General features: G+C 46.3%; 15 protein-coding genes. 7 read left to right on the top strand and 8 right to left on the bottom strand.

All coding sequences use genetic code 11. The features are described from left to right. Positions 1-86: 86 nt before the first annotated feature. The 5 genes from KIV41_RS10305 to mrdA form a co-directional block, all read right to left on the bottom strand. Positions 87-1,520 (bottom strand): amino acid permease, encoded by a 1,434-nt coding sequence (locus tag KIV41_RS10305; RefSeq protein WP_285336299.1) that lies wholly within the window; start codon positions 1,518-1,520, stop codon positions 87-89. Between the two features lie 89 nt (positions 1,521-1,609). After that, positions 1,610-2,059 (bottom strand): beta-galactosidase subunit beta, encoded by a 450-nt coding sequence (locus KIV41_RS10300; protein WP_252041092.1) that lies wholly within the window; start codon positions 2,057-2,059, stop codon positions 1,610-1,612. A gap of 3 nt (positions 2,060-2,062) precedes the next feature. After that, on the bottom strand, positions 2,063-5,161 hold the full coding sequence (gene ebgA, locus KIV41_RS10295; protein ID WP_285336298.1) for a beta-galactosidase subunit alpha: 3,099 nt from the start codon (positions 5,159-5,161) through the stop codon (positions 2,063-2,065). A 343-nt stretch (positions 5,162-5,504) separates the two neighbouring features. Beyond that, positions 5,505-6,491, bottom strand: coding sequence for a transcriptional regulator EbgR (gene ebgR, locus KIV41_RS10290; protein WP_010449947.1), 987 nt, complete (start codon positions 6,489-6,491; stop codon positions 5,505-5,507). A 241-nt stretch (positions 6,492-6,732) separates the two neighbouring features. Next, positions 6,733-8,631 (bottom strand): penicillin-binding protein 2, encoded by a 1,899-nt coding sequence (gene mrdA, locus KIV41_RS10285; RefSeq protein WP_285336297.1) that lies wholly within the window; start codon positions 8,629-8,631, stop codon positions 6,733-6,735. A 457-nt stretch (positions 8,632-9,088) separates the two neighbouring features. On the opposite strand from mrdA, the gene galE reads away from it, so the two are divergent. From galE to galM, 4 genes are all read left to right on the top strand, one after another. Further along, complete coding sequence (gene galE / locus KIV41_RS10280; RefSeq protein WP_285336296.1) at positions 9,089-10,099, top strand: UDP-glucose 4-epimerase GalE; 1,011 nt, start codon at positions 9,089-9,091, stop codon at positions 10,097-10,099. 167 nt (positions 10,100-10,266) lie between these two features. Beyond that, positions 10,267-11,319, top strand: coding sequence for a UDP-glucose--hexose-1-phosphate uridylyltransferase (locus tag KIV41_RS10275; RefSeq protein WP_009707482.1), 1,053 nt, complete (start codon positions 10,267-10,269; stop codon positions 11,317-11,319). A gap of 110 nt (positions 11,320-11,429) precedes the next feature. Further along, a complete protein-coding gene (gene galK, locus KIV41_RS10270) occupies positions 11,430-12,590 on the top strand; it encodes a galactokinase (RefSeq protein WP_285336295.1) in 1,161 nt (386 codons plus the stop codon). A gap of 52 nt (positions 12,591-12,642) precedes the next feature. Then, positions 12,643-13,701, top strand: coding sequence for a galactose-1-epimerase (galM, locus tag KIV41_RS10265; RefSeq protein ID WP_285336293.1), 1,059 nt, complete (start codon positions 12,643-12,645; stop codon positions 13,699-13,701). A 181-nt stretch (positions 13,702-13,882) separates the two neighbouring features. Here galM and KIV41_RS10260 read toward each other — a convergent pair whose 3' ends face one another. Then, positions 13,883-14,881 carry a substrate-binding domain-containing protein gene (locus tag KIV41_RS10260; RefSeq protein ID WP_171305667.1) on the bottom strand — a complete coding sequence of 333 codons (999 nt, stop codon included), beginning with the start codon at positions 14,879-14,881 and terminating at the stop codon, positions 13,883-13,885. Between the two features lie 178 nt (positions 14,882-15,059). Between KIV41_RS10260 and KIV41_RS10255 the strand changes: the two genes are divergently transcribed. Beyond that, on the top strand, positions 15,060-15,392 hold the full coding sequence (locus KIV41_RS10255; protein WP_285336290.1) for a tRNA-binding protein: 333 nt from the start codon (positions 15,060-15,062) through the stop codon (positions 15,390-15,392). Positions 15,393-15,533: 141 nt separating this feature from the next. Beyond that, a complete protein-coding gene (locus KIV41_RS10250; protein ID WP_071235356.1) occupies positions 15,534-16,145 on the top strand; it encodes an outer membrane beta-barrel protein in 612 nt (203 codons plus the stop codon). A gap of 38 nt (positions 16,146-16,183) precedes the next feature. On the opposite strand, the gene KIV41_RS10245 is transcribed toward KIV41_RS10250, so the two are convergent. Next, the gene (locus tag KIV41_RS10245; protein ID WP_010449929.1) at positions 16,184-16,735 is read right to left on the bottom strand and encodes a gamma-glutamylcyclotransferase family protein; all 552 of its coding nucleotides are present in this window, start codon (positions 16,733-16,735) and stop codon (positions 16,184-16,186) included. A gap of 199 nt (positions 16,736-16,934) precedes the next feature. Between KIV41_RS10245 and KIV41_RS10240 the strand changes: the two genes are divergently transcribed. After that, positions 16,935-18,119, top strand: a complete 1,185-nt coding sequence (locus KIV41_RS10240; protein ID WP_010449927.1) for an NnrS family protein — start codon at positions 16,935-16,937, stop codon at positions 18,117-18,119. 115 nt (positions 18,120-18,234) lie between these two features. Here KIV41_RS10240 and mltC read toward each other — a convergent pair whose 3' ends face one another. Then, entirely contained in the window at positions 18,235-19,359 is a 1,125-nt protein-coding gene (gene mltC, locus KIV41_RS10235; protein ID WP_252041076.1) for a membrane-bound lytic murein transglycosylase MltC, read from the bottom strand. Positions 19,360-19,496: the final 137 nt, after the last annotated feature.

Here is a 19,496-nt window from a genome sequence, read left to right as displayed (position 1 = left end):
GGTTACTTGGGTATAAAAAAGGGCACCGATGGGTGCCCTTGGTCTGACGAATGTGGTCAGGTGCTATCAAGCGTTATATGTAAGGCTTACATTGCTTGAGTTGCTGGCGCTGCTTCTTTGGCGCGCTCTTCCTGGTCGAGTGATTTTTCGTATTGGCTGTACTTCCACCAAGCAAAACCAAGGAAAATCACAATGCCACCAACGTTGTAGAAAATAATCGTCATGATGTCTGCGCCAGTTGGGAAGGTTGACGCTAGGAAGCCCACAGTAAAGATAACGATAAGCACAGAAACCGCAGTGATACCTGTCATACGAGAGCCCATTTTGAAATCACGCTCTAGATGGTCCAGTTTTAGACGTAGGTTTAGGTAAGCCAACATGATAAACAGTGGGGGCAACATTGAAGCCGCAGCCGTCATGTTGATGACCGTGTTCATCAGATCTTGCGCTGTGTTCGAGCCCAAAGTCGGGATGATCATAAGTGGAATAACGATAAGGAATTGGTACCAAGCAGCACGAGCAGGCACGCCGTTTTCATTTAGCTCTACGGTTTTCTTACCAAAGATACCTTCTGGAATTTCAGAGAAGAAGATTTTCACTGGTGTCGCAGTCCACATTAGCAGAGAGCCGAACATCGCGGTAAACGACACTAAGCCTACAAATCGGTTCATCAATATTTCAGGCAAGCTGAAGTGCGCCGCTAAACCTTCAAATACTTGTACAGAACCACCCGTGTATTTAAGTGTTTCGCTAGGTACGAATACGTTAATCAGCACTGAAGCGACACAGTAAAGTACGCCGATGAAGATACCTGCAACGATGATCACTTTAACAAAAGACTTTGAGCCGCCTTTCACGTCGTTTACGTAAACCGCCACCGATTCAGCACCGCCTGCAGCCATAAAGATCCAAGTGGTAATGCCTAGGAATGCCCAGCTAAAGTCTGGCACCATGGCTTCTACTGTGATTGGGTCAGCAGGTTGAACTCCACCGACTAATGCAGCGCCAGCAAGCAGGATGTACGACATAGTCAGTAGCAGCATCAAAGAAGAAGTGACTGAGGTAATTGGACCCAACATCTTCGCGCCGTTAGTTGATACATAAGTTGCGAACGCAAACAGAATCATACTCAGTGCTGTTGTGGTGAGTGGGGTCAGAATGTATTCATAGCCAAGGAACGCGTATGACGCATAAGCAATAACGCGTGGTAGCAATGACGTGAAGAAAAATAGGTTAACAAACCAGTAGGTGTAGGCAGAGATAAACGCCCAACGTCCGCCAAGTGAGCTTTTTACCCATGCATACACACCGGCTTCCGAGTCTTTGTTTAACGATACAAACTCTGCGATGATCAAACAGAAAGGAATAAAGTAAAAAATGGTTGCCAAGAAGAACATTGGCGCTGAAGCAAGACCGATCTCAATGTTGTTATTAATTACGTTGTTGAAGCTAAAGACCGCGGCAAAGGTAAGGGACAACAACCCAAATTTGCCTATCGTATTACGTTTGGATTCAGACATTTTCTATCTCCGATGAATCACGTTGGAATTGTAGGGAGGAAGGGCTTGCATTGCTGTGAGCGCAGCCCTTCTCTTGTTCTTTGCTTTTGTTATTTATTCAAGAAGTAGCCATCTTCGATAGTGACTTTCAGCACGACCTTTCTAACGCGGTTATCACCATGGAAGCGGTAGGCTTTGGTGTTATCGAAAATCGCTACCTGACCCTCACAAAGCTCACGAGTATCCCCTTGGCCGGAAAGGAACTCGCGGTCAGTTTCATCTTGGTAAGCTTGCTCAGGTTGTAGGTTTCTCTTGTCAGCGAACTCCACCGTTTCGCGACCTTCAAGGTAGTAATGCACGTCGAAGTAGCGGCGGTTGCCTTCAAACATTTCAGTTTGTTTTGTGCCGTCTTGAATCATGTAAACCAAGGAGTCTCCGATGGAATACATCACGCTATCTTTAAGGTTTACGGTGTTCTCAATTGCTTCGACACAGCGCTGCCATTTACGCCCATTGCGGTACACGACTTTGAATTGGTCTAAGTTGTCTAACACGATCATGGATTACGCCTCGTTTGCTGTTTGAGTATTGGATTGAGTGAAGAACGCATTGTCGAAATCATGGTTTGCCATGGCTTGTGCACTGCAATCGCCAACTTGAAGCGGCATCAGCGTTAAGCCATAGCGGAATTCATCCATGTACACGCGGTATGAGTCGAGCACTTCGCTTCCCCACGAGTTTGAGCCCAGTCCCATCACTTGATGGTCAAGGTTGAGCGTGATGTAGCCGCTCTTTTCTAGCTCAATGGTGTGTTGCGCTTCGTGCAGGTTTTGGTTGGTGTAGAACCACGCGCTGAAGTTGATTTCTTGTTGTGGTTTCACCAACAACCCCGTGCCGTGACGATTCGTTAGTGATGCCCAACGAACGTGTTGGCGGTTGCCGTTGTTTTGTGGGAACGGGTAGTTCTCAAACATGTCAGCTACCGTGCTGTGGTAAACATCAATCAAGTTGGCTTGGCGACTGTCTTGGTAGTTTTCCTCAGGACCACGACCGTAGTAACTGACTTGGTCAAAGCTGCCGTTGATGCCCAAATCCAAGCCAATCACAGGGATTACGTGTGGGTAATCGCCGTAGCGTTCACCGCTCATTTCCACATTCAAGTGACCTTGTGCGTTGATTTGGTAGCGGTAGGTACAGCGCATGCCAAAATCGAACACCGGTGGTGCAATGATGCTGGTGGTCGTAATTGAAACCGATTCATCCGTTACTTCGACTTGCAGCGTGCGGAAGTGCTCTTGCATGATTTGCAAGTGTGCTGGGTGCCACAAACCTTCGTATTCTTGTTTGTGGTTATCAATCATTGGCTTGAAGAAGTTCAGTCTAGGCTCTGACTGAATCAGCTCTTCACCATTGACGCGCCAAGAGGTCAGCTTGCCGTTGACTTTAGAGAAGGTCAGCGCGAAGTTGTGACCTTCAATCACGTGTTCCAAGCGGCTTTCTGTCGTCACTAACTCTTGCGCATTGTGGTTAACAAACTCGGCTTCACGTGCTGTGTTTTCTTTTAGCTGGAACTGGTAGATCGCGATGTCGTGGTTTGCTTCGCTGTACAGAGTTCGACTGTCTTTACGCACGGTGAAGTTAATAAAGGCTTCGCGTTCGTCCAGTTCTGGCAGGTTAATCGTGATTTCACGTGCGCTGTTCGCTACAAGCTCTTCGACCTTGAACTGCACGCTGCGCAGCGTTTCACCTTCCGCTCGGATATCTGCAGTGATGGTGTAATCATCAAGGTTGGTAAACCACAATTTATTCTCTATGGTAAAGCGATCTTTTGTGCCTTCCACCGCATGGATTTTCACCGGTGCGATAACTTGTTTGTATTCTTTTAAGCCTGGTCCCGGCGTTTGATCTGGGTAAATCAAACCATCCATACAGAAGTTGTAGTTGTTTGGATAATCGCCGTAGTCGCCGCCGTACTTGTAGAACTCTTGACCATTTTCATCGCGCGCTAATACGCCATGGTCACACCATTCCCAAACGTAGTGACCTTGAATGTGGTCATGTTTGTAGAACACGTTTTGGTATTCCGTCAGACCGCCAGGTCCGTTACCCATCGCGTGTGCGTATTCGCAGATGATGCGAGGTTTGTCGTGCGGGTGTTCACCAAAGTGGTTCATGAGCTGAGCACGTGAGTACATGGTTGAAATGACGTCAACCACTTCTGCATCGCGGTCTTCTTCGTAGTGCACTAAGCGAGTGTCATCAATCGCCTTAGTTGCGCTGTACATCGCGCGGATATTGCAGCCGTAACCAGACTCATTACCCAGTGACCACATGATGATGGAAGGATGGTTCTTTTGAGCATGAACATGACGCTCTGCGCGATCGACAAACACACTTTCCCATGCTGGGTCATTGGTGATGCGGCAGAGATCGCCAACGTTAGCGAAGCCGTGGGTTTCTACGTCGGTTTCTGCCATTACGAACAAGCCGTAAATGTCACACAGCTCGTAGAAGCGTGGGTCGTTAGGGTAGTGCGCGGTGCGAACTGAGTTGATATTGTGTTGTTTCATCAAGATCAGGTCTTTCTCGATGCGATCCATGCCAACAGCGCGACCTTTTAGGTGGTCGTTATCATGACGGTTTACACCGTGCAGCATTACGTATTGGTTGTTGATGTAGAACAGACCGTCACGCACTTTAATGTCGCGGAAGCCAACACGTTGCGGAATCACTTCGACAATATTGCCTTGTGCGTCTTTTAGCGTAATAAACAGTTGGTAAAGATATGGATTCTCTGCTGTCCAATGGACAGGGTTGACCATATCAATGGCAAAGCTTGCTTGGCTGTTGTCTTGGATTGTCAGTGAATCACATTGGCCTTTTGCAACCACAGTGCCTTTGTCTTGTAGCGTGTATTCCAGCGTGTAACCAGACGCAACCGTAGCCGACAGGTTTTCTAGCTCAACTTGACAGCTTAGGGTGGCACTGTGGTAATCGTCGGCGAAATCAGTACGAACAGTTAGATCTTGGACGTGAACGTGCTCTTTTCCGACAAGGTAAACATCACGGAAGATACCCGCTGTCCACCACATGTCTTGGTCTTCAATGTAAGTCGAATCTGCCCACTGCATCACACGTACAGACAGTAAGTTTTCACCTTGTTGTACGTAAGAAGAGATGTCGAACTCTGCGGTTAAGCGACTGCCTTTGCTAAAGCCAACGTAATGACCGTTTACGTAAACTTCGAAGTAGGTTTCAACGCCATCAAATTTGATGACGGTTTGTTTGTCGTTCCATTTTTCACCCAGAGTGAAAGTGCGTTGGTAAGCGCCTGTCGGGTTATCTGTCGGAACAAAAGGCACATCGATAGGGAATGGGAAGCCTTCATCTGTGTATTGAAGGTCGCCATGACCTTCCATTTGCCACATGTTTGGAACGGTAATTTGTCCCCATTCTTCCATTTTTTGCGAGTAAAACTCTTCTGGCACCAAGAGAGGATTGGTGAAGTAGTTGAATGTCCATTGACCACTTAGCAGTTTGAAGCGGCTGCTAAGTTCTCGTTGGAATGTTTGTGCGTTTTTAATTGAATCGTAAGAGAAGAAGTAAGCACGTGGTGCCATACGGTTCTCATGCAGTTGAAGGAAGTTTTCCCAATTGTTCACGTTTGTTCTCCCCTCGGCTTAGTTTGGTAGCAGGCAAAGGAGGAGTCCAATGCTTGAAGCTATCCAAAAGAAATGCAGCCGATGTCATTTGAAAAAGAGTGATGAATTATCTGGGAAAAGATATTAGTAAAAATTTTACTAAAATAAATTGGTGAAAACGTTTAACTTTAACTTGGTCACGTTTTATCGAGCGATCATTGAACAAGATGTGATCAGGATAAAGGAATGGCATCCCAAGTCGATTTCTTAGGTAAAGTGGATAAAAAATAGCTAGATTTAAAGAAGGGACAATAAAAAAGCACTGAATATTCAGTGCTTTATAAATTTGATAATGTGAAGGGAATTATTGAGTGGTACCGCGGAGTTTTAATTTGCTCGGTACATGCACTTGTAGAGGCAGTGCGCGACCGTCGCGGTATTTTTCTACTAATAAATTTACCCCTTGAATACCCATCATCTCAGAATGAATGCGCACAGTTGAGAGTGGTGGGAAGGTAAATCGGGCGGTTGGAATGTCATTGACGCTGATGAGGGCAATGTCTTGTGGAATGTTCAAACCGAATTCATGAATCGCGCGTAAAACACCAATTGCAATCGAGTCTGAAGCGATAAAGAGCGCTTTAGGAAAATCGCCTTTTGCTAACATCGCTTTGGCTAAGTCGTAGCCCGAGAGGCTAGAAAAATCGCCGCGATAAATATCGTCTTCTGACACCACGCCTTTCAAGCTGCCGTATTCTACAAATGCATTTTCACGAATGTCTGCAGTGCTTGGTTCATCTTGACCACCAATAAAACCAATCCGTTCGTAGCCTTGTTCAACAAAGAAGTCGACCACTTGTTTACTGATTCGCCCAAGATCGATATCAACACAGTCGTATGTGCTATCGCTGTCAGAGAAGTCGATGTAGCAAATGCTGTCAGCAAGACGTTTAGGCAATTTACGAATCACGGCGCTGTCAGTTTTACCGACCAGAAGGATACCGGTGATCTTTTGCGTTTCTACATCGATGATGCTGTCGTAGCAATTGGTTAGCGTAATGCCCAATTTGTCACACTGGGTTTCAATCCCGTGACGAATCGACAAGTAATAAGGGTCGTTCACCTCGGCTTCTTGCTTGTAGTTATACAAGGCTAAAAAGTGGTGTTTTTGTCTCGCTTCTTTGGTGGCTTTTTTGGAACTGCTGGTGCGGTATTCCAGCTTTTCTGCGATTTCTAAGATGCGGTGTTTGGTTTCTTCTTTTACGCTCAAGGTTGGGTCGTCATTTAACACCCGCGATACGGTCGCGAGTGAGACGCCAGCTTCGGTAGCGATATCTTTTAATGTTGCCATGTATACTTCCCGTAGGCAAAGCTCACTGTCCCAGTGAGAAAAAGCAATAATCCCCCCATTGTAAACAGCTACTTATAGATGCACAAATTTTTAGTAAAACTGTGCGAGGAGTGAGATGAAGATATCAGCGCGAGAAGAGGAGTTTTAAGCAAACAAAAGCCCGAGCGGCTAGGACAATCCGGTCGGACTTTATTGTTTATTATTGCCACTTAACATAAGCGGCAAGGCGATAAGGTTAAACCTAAGACTTTTTACCTTTGGTTTTATCTGGGTCGACCAGTAGGTGATCAAATACATGACGAATGAACGGAGCACCTACTTTTGAACCTCCGTTACCGTGCTCAATGACGACAGTCGCCACGTATTTCGGATGGTCGTACGGTGCAAACGCAGTGAACAACGCATGGTCAAGCAGGTGGTTAGCGAGCTTTTTCGAGTTGTAGACTTCGTCTTTGCGCAGGCCAAACACCTGCGCTGTCCCCGATTTACCACCACTGCTGTATTCCGCTCCTTTGAATGCGCGGCGACCTGAGCCATGAGCTCCATTGTTTACTAAGCGCATCGCGTTAATTGGAATATCCCAATACTCATCAGGGACACCTTCGATAGGAGGTAAGTCTTTTGGCGTGACCTTGACTTGGTTTTCAAAACTTTCACCGTGCTCAATCACGGCTTTGAGTAGATGCGGGGCTTTCATTTCTCCATGGTTAATGAGGAAGGAAGTCGCTTTTGCAATTTGCATTGGTGTTGCCGTCCAATAACCTTGCCCAATGCCGATAGGCACGGTATCACCTTGATACCAAGGTGTGCGGTGGCGTGCTATTTTCCACTCTCGAGTTGGCATGTTGGCGCTACTTTCTTCGTAAATATCGATACCCGTAGGCAAACCAAAACCAAATTGGTTCATCCATGCAGAAATTCGGTCAATACCAAGGTCAAAAGCGGTTTGATAGAAGAACGAATCAACCGATTCCTCAATGGCTTTGGTGACGTCAACATCCCCGTGGCCCCAGCGCTTCCAATCTCGCCATGCTTTTGAGTTAGGTTTCGAGCCAGGAATGCGCCAAGTGCCATGATCGTTACGTACGGTATTTGGTGTGATTACGTGCTCTTCGAGCCCAGCCACTGCCATAAAAGGTTTTACGGTTGAAGCGGGTGGGTAAACGCCCAATGTAGTGCGGTTAACCAAAGGGTGAGCCGGATCGTTCAACAGAGCGCTGTAGGCTTTGCTGGAAATACCGTTTACAAATGGATTCGGATCGTAGCTTGGGCTAGATGCCATAGCGAGTACGCTGTTGTCACTTGGGTCGAGTACGACTGCGCTGCCTTGACGATGGTCTAGCTCTTTATAGACATACTCTTGCAACTCAATATCTAGGTTCAACACTATGTCTTTGCCTGGAATAGGCGGCACATATTGGATGGTACGGATCACTCGGCCTCGGCTATTTACCTCGACTTCTTCGTAGCCTTTGGTGCCGTGTAGAGTGTCTTCGTAGTAACGTTCTACGCCTAGCTTTCCGATGTTTTGTGTTGCTTGGTAGTTCTGTAATTTGCCTTCTTCATCAAGGCGGCGTAAGTCTCGATCATTGATATGAGAAACGTAGCCCAATACATGCGTTAACTCTGCACCATAAGGGTAGAAGCGCTTGAGATCGGCGGAGACAAAGACGCCATCAAACTCAAATTGGTGGACTGAAAAGCGCGCTACTTGTTTTTCATTAAGCTCATTCATGATCGTAACAGAGCGAAAGCGGCGAGTATGTTTATAGCGCTTTTTAAAAGATTTGACTTGTTCCTGTGTGATATCGATGTAACGACGCAACTTTTCAATAAGTGCATCCGGATCGCCTGCTTGTTCGGGGATCATATCAAGATTGTAAATGGGGCGGTTTTCCGCAAGCAATACGCCATTTCGGTCGTAGATGAGGCCGCGAGTAGGCGCAATAGGCAGTATCTTGATTCGGTTATCGTTAGAGCGGGTTTGGTAGTCTTTAAAGTGATTAACCTGCAAGTTGTATAGGTTGGCGACCAGCCCTCCTAATAAAATGACCATGCCAATAAAGGCGACGATGGCACGGTTCTTAAACAACCTCACTTCCTGGGTATGATCTCGAAATTCGTTTCGCTTACGTAACATGAATAGCTCTTTTGATGCGGTTTCAGTTTTCTGTTTGCCCCAAGAGAGGGAAAAGACTGTGGAATAAGCCCTGTTACAAATGGTTACATTTGAGGCGGGGCTACTGTAGCGGGCTTTATCTCTCGTTTTGTAAGAGCAATGTCAGGGATCGATTGCGGAAAATCATCTTTCTGGTTTGCGTGAATCACCATGTTTTTCTTACATTGTGTAAACGTTTATACATGTAAGTGTCATAAATCTTTCCCATTTTTCTGCTCTAACCCAATTTTCTTTATTTTTACTGATTCTGAATCGTGATGTAATTTTGTGGAAACGTTTACACTAGTTTGAATTTGATCACGGATCTGGATCGGTTTTGATTGGTAGACTTTTAGCCAGTTAAGAGGTGAGCGAATTTGCTTGGTGATCAGGCTCAACCAATTTCCAAGCATCGAGCAGCAAAAGTGGAGAAGCAAAAGTGAAAATTCTTGTCACAGGCGGTATGGGGTACATCGGCAGTCACACATGTGTACAGATGATTGAAGCAGGTATGGAGCCAATCATTGTCGACAATTTGTGTAATGCCAAAGTGGAAGTGTTAAGCCGCATTGAAGCGCTAACCGGTAAGCAGCCGGCTTTCTACCAAGGTGACATTCGCGATGAAGCCTTTTTGGACTCAGTATTTGCCAAGCATGACATTCAAGCTGTGATTCACTTTGCTGGCCTGAAAGCGGTGGGCGAATCTGTCGCGAAACCATTGGAATACTACGACAACAATGTAAATGGCTCATTGGTGTTGGCGCGCAGCATGCGTAAAGCGGGCGTGAAAAGCATTGTATTTAGCTCATCGGCAACGGTTTACGGCGATCCTGACATTGTGCCGATTACGGAAGACTCTCCAACGGGGGCGACCACTAACCCATACGGTCGCAGCAAGTACATGGTGGAAGAGTGCTTGAGCGATTTGTTCAACGCAGAAAACGACTGGAGCGTGACTTTGCTGCGCTACTTCAACCCAGTTGGTGCGCATCCATCGGGCACTATGGGTGAAGACCCTCAGGGCATCCCGAACAACTTGATGCCGTTTATCGCGCAAGTGGCAGTAGGCCGCCGCGAAAAACTGTCGGTATTTGGCAATGACTACCCAACGCCGGATGGCACAGGCGTGCGTGATTACATCCACGTGATGGATTTGGCAGACGGCCATATCGCAGCGCTGAAATCGGTAGGTGAAAAAGCTGGTTTGCACATTTACAACCTAGGCACGGGCAAAGGCTCTAGTGTGCTTGAGATGGTAGAAGCGTTCGCAACGGCTTGCGGTAATCCAGTGCCTTACGAGCTTTGTCCTCGTCGCCCGGGTGACATTGCAGAATGCTGGGCAAGTACAGATAAAGCGGAGCGAGACCTTGGCTGGAAAGCGACGCGCAGTGTTGCGGAAATGACGGCAGATACGTGGAAGTGGCAGTCAAACAACCCGCAAGGTTACTAAAGAATTAGAGATTCCAGACATCTCGTGCCTCGATTCTGGAATGACAACGTTGAGCTATGAGCTTTGTCATTCCCTAGAGCGAGGGACGAGCGGAGTAGGGAATCTCTAGCAAGCAGATTGATGAATTTTGGTTCTGACACCAAAAGCGAAAAAGTGGAGTAAGTAAGATGTCGAATGTTGAATTTAACCCAGTGGATCACCCACACCGTCGTTACAACCCACTAACGGGTCAGTGGATTTTGGTGTCACCGCATCGTGCAAAACGCCCTTGGAGTGGCGCTGACGAGAAACCTGCAATTGATGAGCTACCAAGCTACGACGAGAAGTGTTTCCTTTGCCCAACCAACGAGCGTATTTCTGGTGATGTAAACCCAGATTACCAAGGTACGTATGTGTTCCAAAATGACTTCGCAGCACTGATGGTGGACTCTCCAGATGCACCTGAGTCAGATAACCCATTGTTCAAAACGCAAGGTGTACGCGGGTTGAGCCGAGTGATCTGTTTCTCGCCTGATCACAGCAAAACTTTGCCTGAGCTACCGGTCGACAAAATCCGTGGTGTGATTGACACGTGGAATGATCAAATCGAAGAGCTGGGTAAAGACTACGTTTGGGTTCAAGCATTCGAGAACAAGGGCGAGACCATGGGGTGTTCTCAGCCTCACCCACACGGTCAAATCTGGGCAAACAGCTTCTTGCCAAACGAAATCGAACGTAAAGAACACAACTTAAAAGCTTACTACCAAGAGCATGGCAGCAACTTGCTGGTGGATTACGTGCAAGCTGAGCTTAAAGATGGTTCACGCACAGTGGTTGAGACTGAACATTGGGTTGCTGTTGTTCCTTACTGGGCGGCGTGGCCATTCGAAACCATGCTACTTCCTAAAACGCATATTCGTCGAATGAGTGAGCTAACCGATGAGCAACGTGATGACCTTGCGGTTGCAATCAAAAAGCTAACTAGCCGTTACGACAACCTATTCCAATGCTCTTTCCCTTACTCAATGGGCTGGCATTACGCGCCGTTCTTTGAAGAAGGTACCGATATCGACCATTGGCAACTGCATGCGTTGTTCTATCCGCCACTGCTACGTAGTGCAACGGTTCGTAAGTTCATGGTTGGTTATGAAATGCTGGCAGAAAGCCAACGCGACCTAACCGCAGAACAAGCGGCGCAGCGTCTGCGTGACCTAAGCGATGTGCACTACAAAGAGCAATAACGCCTCAAAGTAGACTGATAACGAATAACGGGATAGCGCGACTTTACGGATAGAAAGTTAGGCTCACGCGCTATCCCAATACCAAATTTATAATTTAAGAGAACGCCCCTATGTCTGATCTAATCCAAAATGTGAAAACCTCTTTTGAACAAGTGCTGGGTTACGCACCAAGCCACATTATTCAAGCGCCTGGTCGTGTAAACCTGATTGGTGAGCACACTGACTACAACGACGGTTTCGTACTGCCATGTGCGATCAACTACCAAACCGTTGTGGCGGCAGCGAAGCGTGAAGACAACCTAGTACGCGTCGTTTCTGTGGATTACGGCAACGCCGTTGATGAATTCGACATCACGCAAGAAATCACATTCCAGCAAGACAAAATGTGGGCGAACTACATTCGCGGTGTGGTGAAGTGTCTTCTTGCTCGTGGTTACCAATTCTCTGGTGCGGATATTTCTGTTAGCGGTAACGTGCCTCAAGGTGCGGGTTTAAGCTCGTCGGCAGCGTTGGAAGTCGTGATTGGTCAAACATTCAAAGTGCTGTTCAATCTTGAAATCAGCCAAGCGGAAATTGCGCTAAACGGCCAGCAAGCAGAGAACGAATTCGTTGGTTGTAACTGCGGTATTATGGACCAAATGATTTCGGCAGAAGGTCGTGAAAACCACGCTATGCTGTTGGATTGTCGTAGCCTAGAAACTGAAGCGGTATCAATGCCTGAAGACATGGCGGTGGTGATCATCAACTCAAACAAAAAACGTGGCTTGGTAGACAGCGAATACAATACACGTCGTGAGCAGTGTGAAGAAGCGGCGCGCATTTTCGGTGTGAAAGCACTGCGTGATGTGACCATTGAACAGTTCAACGAGAAAGTCTCTGAACTTGATGAGCTAGTAGCAAAACGTGCTCGTCACGTAATCACAGAAAACGATCGCACGGTAGAAGCGGCGCAAGCACTTCGCGCACACGACATGAAGCGTATGGGGGAACTGATGGCTGAGTCTCATGCGTCCATGCGTGATGATTTCGAAATCACCGTCAAAGAAATCGATACGTTAGTTGAGATGGTGAAAGAAGTGATTGGCGAGCAAGGCGGCGTGCGCATGACAGGCGGCGGCTTTGGGGGTTGTATCGTTGCAATTGTACCGCCAGCATTGGTTGACGAAGTGAAAGCAACGGTAGAAACGAAGTACCAAGCAGCAACGGGTCTAAAAGAATCCATCTACGTGTGCCAAGCGAAAAACGGCGCTGGTCTAGTCGAAGTACTTTAAGTGCAAAATTGCTTTAAGTTCAAAGTGCTTTAAGACGCAGTAGGAGCGAGAGATGACTGAGCCATTAACTATCACGATGACACAGCAGGCCGCCTTTGATGGCGCGCCTGCCAACGTGGTCGAACTGAAAAATAACACAGGCATGAGCGTCACCTTTATGGATATTGGCGCGACATGGCTGAGTTGTCGTTTACCTTTGGCGAATGGGGAGTTGCGTGAAGTGCTTCTCGGAGTGGGGACGATGGGGAGTTTCATGCAGCAACAGGGTTACATGGGTGTCACTGTTGGTCGCTACGCAAACCGCATCGCCAATGGTCTTTTTGAAGTGAATGGCGAAGTATTTCAAGTGTCTACTAACCAAGCGGGTAATTCTCTGCATGGTGGTGAAGAAGGTTTTGATAAACGTCGTTGGAAGAATGAGTCTCAGTCCGAACAGCAAGTGACGTTTTCTTTGTTGTCTGAAGATGGCGACCAAGGTTTTCCGGGCAACCTAGAAGTGCAAGTGACCTATACGCTGACTGATGATAACCAAGTGAGCATTGCGTACTTCGCTAAGACAGATAAAGCGACACCGATCAACTTGACCAACCATGCCTACTTTAATTTGCTTGGTGCGGAAGCTGATTTGGATTGCCGTTCTCACCGTTTAACCATCGCAGCAGATCAATATCTACCAACTAACGAGGCCGGTATTCCTTTGGGGACATTGCAAGATGTGAAAGGAACAGGCTTTGATTTTAGAAATGAAAAGTCAGTATCGGAGCATTTCTTACAAGATGAGCAGCAGATTGCAGCGAAAGGTTATGACCACAGCTATCTATTTGATGCTCATCGCGACGTTTCAAAACCCGTTGTGCTGGTGGTTTCTCCAGATGAAAAAGTGCACTTGTCGGTGGTGACCAACAAACCTGCGATGCAATTGTATACGGGCAACTGGTTAGCGGGTGCACCAAATCGACGTGGCGGGGAATACCAAGACTACTCGGGCTTGGCGTTAGAAACCCAGTTTTTACCAGATTCGCCAAACCATGCTGAGTGGGTACAGCCAAGCTGTATTCTTGAGCCTGAACAAGAGTACCGCTTCTGCACCACTTATCAGTTTGCTTTCTAGGTAGACTGAGCATTTTCGAGCTTTTGGGTTACCGTAGGCTTTTTGCTCACAGTAGGTCAAAAGCTTATCGAAAGTTGGCAAAATAACGTTCTCTACAAACACCCAAAAAGAAAAAGCTCTGTCACATCGGTGGCAGAGCTTTTTCTTTGTAATCTGTCTTGGCACTGACTAGCGCGATATCTTAAAGACGATCCACCGAATTACGGCGCACTAAAGTCGGGCTAAAGATGATGGTGTCATCTTCCACTTGTTCATCACGCGATAACGCTAACGCCAAACGCGCAGCACGCTCTGCCATCATTTCGATTGGGTAACGAATCGTGGTCAAACTTGGGTTGACGAAGCGAGCAATTAAGCCATCGTCGAAGCCAACCATAGACACTTTTTCTGGTACGTCGATGCCGTTTTGGTCTAATGCCGCCAGTGCGCCTGCTGCCATGTAGTCGTTGTAAGCCACCACGCCAGTGATTGCCAGTGATTTGGTCAGCAGATTGGTCATGGCTGTTTCGCCGCCGTCACTGTTTGGCTCGCCATATTCGACATAGCTTTTTGATAGCTCAATATCGTGATCTTTCAGTGCTGCTTGGTAACCTTGTAAACGCTCGTCGGTATCTTCGATGTCATGGGATGAGGCGATACAAGCAATCTTGGTGTGACCATGACGAATCAAATATTCCGTCGCTAAGTATGCCCCCTTGCGGTTATCAAGAGAGATACAACGCTCTGCCAACTCTGGGATATGGCGGTTGATCAACACCATGCCTTTAACTTCTTTGGCGTAGCCAATCAATTCTTCATCTGATAAGCCTTTAGAGTGGATCACAATCGCCTCACAGCGGCTATTAATCAGCAACTCTAGCGCTTGGCGTTCGTCTTCTGGGTTGTGGTAGCCATTGCCAATCAGAATGTGCTTCCCATTTTCTCTTGCCACGTTATCAACCGATTTGACCATGGTGCCGAAGAATGGGTCAGAGACATCGCTTACCAGCACGCCCATCGTATTGGTACTTTGGCTGACGAGTGCACGTGCTGCCGCGTTAGGGCGATAGCCAAGCTTACTCATCGCTTGCGTCACTGCATCGATAGAAGATTGGCTTGCTTTCGGTGATTTATTGATCACGCGAGAGACGGTCGCGACCGATACGCCGGCTTCTTTCGCGACATCCTTGATTGTTGCCATGAGGAACCTTTCGTGGGCTAAAAAACGTTAATTGGAGTATTAAACACCCATTGTGTAATAAGTGCAATTTTAACAGTTGGTTACTTTCTAAAGTGCGATCTTTACCTCTTGTAATTATTAATCTTACTGATAGTGTAAACGTTATCTTTTTAGTAAAGTTTTACTGGAGTTTTAATAAATGGAAACGATCGCTTACTCAGACTTTGCAAAGTTAGAAATTCGCACCGGAAAAATCATCGAGGTGGCGCGCCACAAGAATGCAGACAAGCTGTACATTGTGCAGATCGATGTCGGTGAGAAAACCCTGCAAACGGTAACGAGCCTTGTACCGTACTACACAGAAGAAGAGTTAATGGGTAAACAAGTGGTAGTGCTGTGTAATCTAGCAAAAGCTAAGATGCGTGGTGAAACCTCTGAGTGTATGTTGCTGTGCGCTGAAACTGACGATGAGTCGGAAAGCGTATTACTGACACCGGAACGCGTAATGCCTGCCGGGGTAAGAATTGTTTAGCATTAACAAACAGATAGCTAATATTATAAATATTTATGCATGACGTCTCATTTTATAGCTATTAAGCTTAAATGATATGCAACATAAGTTATATTTCCTTGGCTGATATTATTTAAAATCATGATGTTTAAGGAAATTATAATGAAATTCGCAGCGTCTTCTTTGTCATTGGCCGTGGGATTAGTTGTTTTGTCATGCTCTGTTCAAGCCAACACAAACATAGGTAGATATGTTGGAGTTGAGGTGCACAATACTGATCTTGATATCCCTAAATCAACAGTTAGTGGCCTATCCTCCAGCACGGGATTTGGCGTAAGTTTTGGTGTTGAACGAGCTTTAACTCAGCAGCTGAGTTTTGCCTTAGAGGCCGAATACATGAATTTCGGTTCGTTTGATGGTATCGCCACTATTTCGGATGGGTTTACGACGAAAGAAGTTAAGACCGAAATCGATGCCTATGGGATTAACGTAAATGTTAAGCCGAAATACTACCTTCCAGGAACAGGTTTTTATGCTGGCGCGATTGCCGGAATTGGAGTGTTAGGGGTTGACCTTACTCTTGACGGGGTTGCTGATGACGGAAGCAATGTCGGCTTTAACTATGGTGTAGAAGCAGGATACGAGTTCATGTCTGGATTGATGATTTCAGGTGGTTATCGAGCCTCTTCTGTATCGATTGAAATAGAAGGTGATGGTGGTGATATTGATTTCGATTTCGACAGTTTCTATGTAGGTCTAGATTACAGGTTCTAACTTGGTATCAGCTAAAAAACTGTAACAAAAGGGAGCGGCTAGGCTCCCTTTTTAATTAGGTTATCGATCACTTCATAATGATGGACCTGCACTCCAGCAAGGTTGCCATATTTAGGCTGGTGGCGATCATTTTCTTTTGCATGCTGCCAACCAATAGTATGGTCGACAAAGTGTTCAGCAAAGGCGTGAGAGACTTCCAAGCAACCAGCTAAAACAGTATCGACATAGCTTTGCATGATTGGGCTGAGTGAACAGGGCGGTAGAGGATCATTTTTGACGTAGACCCAAATGCTGTGCTCTGGGTTAAACGAGACTTCAGCTTCGATTTGCTCAGGGCGAATTTGAATACGGTGATAACCACGCTCGCGACGGTCAAACTCAGCCAGTGCTTGGTCATCAACTTCAAGTAATACGCCGTTTACTTGGCCTTCACCTTCATTCACAACTAGGGGGGACAGGATATAGCTGTCATCGACTTTCCCCCAATAACGCACTAGTCCATGAGCAACTACCGGGATGGCTTCTCCAGTTTGCCCCGTTAACTTACGTGAGGCTGAATTAATTAAGCTGCCATAGCCAAATATATACATCTCGATTGCTTCCCTTACTTCGACGAAATCATCTCTACCTGTTATACCTAAACAGTACTCTCCAAGCAACGCAGGGAGCATCGCTTTTACCTAGAAAGGATAGTTTAAAATTATAACATGTATTTTTTATGCATGTTTGTGGTAAGATCGCTGGTGTTGAATTTTTGGACAGTACCTAAAGGTACTTGAGGGCATCACAATGCTGAATATCACCGATAAAAAAGTGGAAGAAAAAATCCCCGCATGGCTGCGACTCGGGTTTAGACCCTTTTTCCTGTTTGGCTCTATCTACGCCATTATCGCGATTGCGATATGGGTATGGATGTTTCAGACCGGACAGCCAAGCGCACTGAGTGTTCCTGCGTTGTGGTGGCATGTACATGAAATGTTGTTTGGTTTCTCGATGGCCATCGTGGTGGGTTTTGTGCTGACTGCTGTGCAAAACTGGACTGGCATCAATGGCACCAAGCATTACACGTTATTGGCTTTGTTTGCCTTATGGTTGGCACCAAGAATATTACTATGGACACCAGCACCACTTTGGTTAACCAGCAGTATTGAAGCACTATTTTTGTTGTTTGTAGCATATGAAGTAGGCATTCGTGTATACCGTGCTAAAGGTTGGCGAAACCTATTTTTTGTCCCGCTATTCTTACTCGCAATCTTTGCTAATTTTGCCAGTTATGCCACGGTGAAGGGCATGCCTCCATTCACTTCATCGGCGGTATGGCAGGCGATGCTTTGGTGGTTTACGTTATTACTATCGGTGATGGGGGGGAGAGTGATTCCTTTCTTCACTGCTCGTCGTTTTAACTTCGAAAAAGCTCAGCCACTCATGTGGTTAGATTGGCTAGCAAACCTACCTTTGGTCATGTTGTTTGTGTTGAGCTTCTTCCCGGTAACTTTTGCTGAACTTGGTAAGCCACTGATGCTGTTTGCCGGAGTCGCGCAATTGGTTCGATTCCTACGTTGGAAGCCTTGGTTAACCCTAAGTGAGCCACTTGTGTGGTCTTTACATACGGCATATTTGTGTCTGCCTTTAAGTCTTATCTTGCGGGGTGGTTGGGACAACGCATTTGCCAGTCACAATTTGATTCACTTGTTTGCGATTGGTGCACTGGGTGGATTGATCTTAGCGATGATTGCTCGCGTCACTATGGGGCACACAGGGCGCATGATTTACAAAGGTCCGAATATGAGTATCGCGTTTATTGCGATTATTGGAGCCGCGTTAACGAGAAGTTTGGGCGTTATTTTTGACCCTTCAAATATGCTCATTTGGATCGATGTGAGTGCCGCATTGTGGATCCTTGCCTTTGGTATGTTTGTATGGCGTTTTGGCATTATGTTGCTTACTCCACGAGCGGATGGGCACCCTGGCTAGTTTCAGGAAGTCTTGACTCTTCTCCATGAAAAAGGGCTTGGATTATTGCCAAGCCCTAGGGGCTGTTTATCTTTCGCTGCAAAAGCCAACTCGAAAGGTCAACAACCCCTAGTATTTATATGTTCCCTTCACTAAAGTCTTTTTGGAAATACAGAACTTTTTGTAAGTAACGTCTTGCTTCCCCTTTTGGGTGTTGAGTCGTTAGAGCCTGATAAACTTGAGTTGGATTTAGACTATTGAGTTCGTTCATCGCGCGCTTTCGGTCACTATCAAACGTCGAAAGAACGCCACCAGTGCCACCGTTGTACGCGGAAATCATACTGAAGTGCTTGGAAGTTGGGTGCTTTACATCTCGCAAGTAGCGGTTTTTCAATATATAGAAATATGCCGCACCGGTATCGATATTGTTTGCTGGATCGAATAAATACTCTTTGGTCGGAATTCCGGGTTTGTTTTTCACCAAGTTAAATACGTCAGCACCAGCGGTTTTAGGAATAACTTGCATCAAACCGTAAGCTCCGGCATGAGAAACTGCGTAAGGATTAAAGCTACTTTCCGTCTTGATCACGGCGAAAATTAGATCTTCAGATAACCCATATCGTTTCGCTGCATCTTGAACCAGGCCTGCGTATTGGTACTCACGCTGCTCTAAGTGGTCCTTTACCATGGTAATTTCAACATAGTAAGCACTACCACGCTTGATGGTTTTTTTTTGCAACCTGTTGTCGATCAAATAATCCGCGTAGCGATTTGCTCGCCATTCCCATTCAATTGGTTTGCCATCATGATCCAAAACCTGCCCAAGTAAGAAAGGCTTCCCACGCAGCACTGCCTCTTTATCACTAAAGAGCTCAGCATGTGCAGGGTCTGCAGGCATCAGTAACGTTTGTACAATGGCTTTCTGTAACTTTTCGGTTGGTTGATATTGAGAAATCGTTGAAACATAAATCTTACCCGCCTCAAAATCGATGTGAGCGCGAGTGCTATAACCATCAAGGTATTTCACATAGCGATGCTTACCGGCCTCAACAAATTCATCTTCCCCCCAACGATCTTGAGCGAGCTTTTTGATATGTGCTAATAGCTTAGCGATATCACTGTCATTTGAGGTTGGCGGAGAAATAGGCGGTTCATAAGCGCTGCAATCACACGGTTGTGTTGGTTGCTGTTGGTGAGACCCTTCTGGGCCAAGTGAGCAGCCTGCTAATAACAGCGATAGCAGCAAAATAGTTTGTTTCATCAGAGTCCATAGTTGGCTGGGGTTGTAGATTACTCGCGATCTACATAAAGGAATGAAATGATAGAAAAATGTACTAACACCATGAAATTAAAAAAATTTGTGGTATCGATAAATGGAAAAGAGGTCGGGAGAAGTAA

Source organism: Vibrio sp. D401a (assembly GCF_030248515.1).
GTDB lineage: Bacteria > Pseudomonadota > Gammaproteobacteria > Enterobacterales > Vibrionaceae > Vibrio > Vibrio rotiferianus.
This window is presented reverse-complemented; position numbering and strand designations above follow the sequence as displayed.

Excerpts from the sequence above, each read along its gene's own strand:
- KIV41_RS10305 (WP_285336299.1), bottom strand. The coding sequence starts at position 1,520 with ATGTCTGAATCCAAACGTAATACGATAGGCAAATTTGGGTTGTTGTCC.
- mltC (WP_252041076.1), bottom strand. The coding sequence starts at position 19,359 with ATGAAACAAACTATTTTGCTGCTATCGCTGTTATTAGCAGGCTGCTCA.
- KIV41_RS10250 (WP_071235356.1), top strand. The coding sequence starts at position 15,534 with ATGAAATTCGCAGCGTCTTCTTTGTCATTGGCCGTGGGATTAGTTGTT.
- KIV41_RS10300 (WP_252041092.1), bottom strand. The coding sequence starts at position 2,059 with ATGATCGTGTTAGACAACTTAGACCAATTCAAAGTCGTGTACCGCAAT.
- KIV41_RS10255 (WP_285336290.1), top strand. The coding sequence starts at position 15,060 with ATGGAAACGATCGCTTACTCAGACTTTGCAAAGTTAGAAATTCGCACC.
- KIV41_RS10245 (WP_010449929.1), bottom strand. The coding sequence starts at position 16,735 with ATGTATATATTTGGCTATGGCAGCTTAATTAATTCAGCCTCACGTAAG.
- KIV41_RS10260 (WP_171305667.1), bottom strand. The coding sequence starts at position 14,881 with ATGGCAACAATCAAGGATGTCGCGAAAGAAGCCGGCGTATCGGTCGCG.
- KIV41_RS10275 (WP_009707482.1), top strand. The coding sequence starts at position 10,267 with ATGTCGAATGTTGAATTTAACCCAGTGGATCACCCACACCGTCGTTAC.
- galK (WP_285336295.1), top strand. The coding sequence starts at position 11,430 with ATGTCTGATCTAATCCAAAATGTGAAAACCTCTTTTGAACAAGTGCTG.
- mrdA (WP_285336297.1), bottom strand. The coding sequence starts at position 8,631 with ATGTTACGTAAGCGAAACGAATTTCGAGATCATACCCAGGAAGTGAGG.
- galM (WP_285336293.1), top strand. The coding sequence starts at position 12,643 with ATGACTGAGCCATTAACTATCACGATGACACAGCAGGCCGCCTTTGAT.
- ebgR (WP_010449947.1), bottom strand. The coding sequence starts at position 6,491 with ATGGCAACATTAAAAGATATCGCTACCGAAGCTGGCGTCTCACTCGCG.
- KIV41_RS10240 (WP_010449927.1), top strand. The coding sequence starts at position 16,935 with ATGCTGAATATCACCGATAAAAAAGTGGAAGAAAAAATCCCCGCATGG.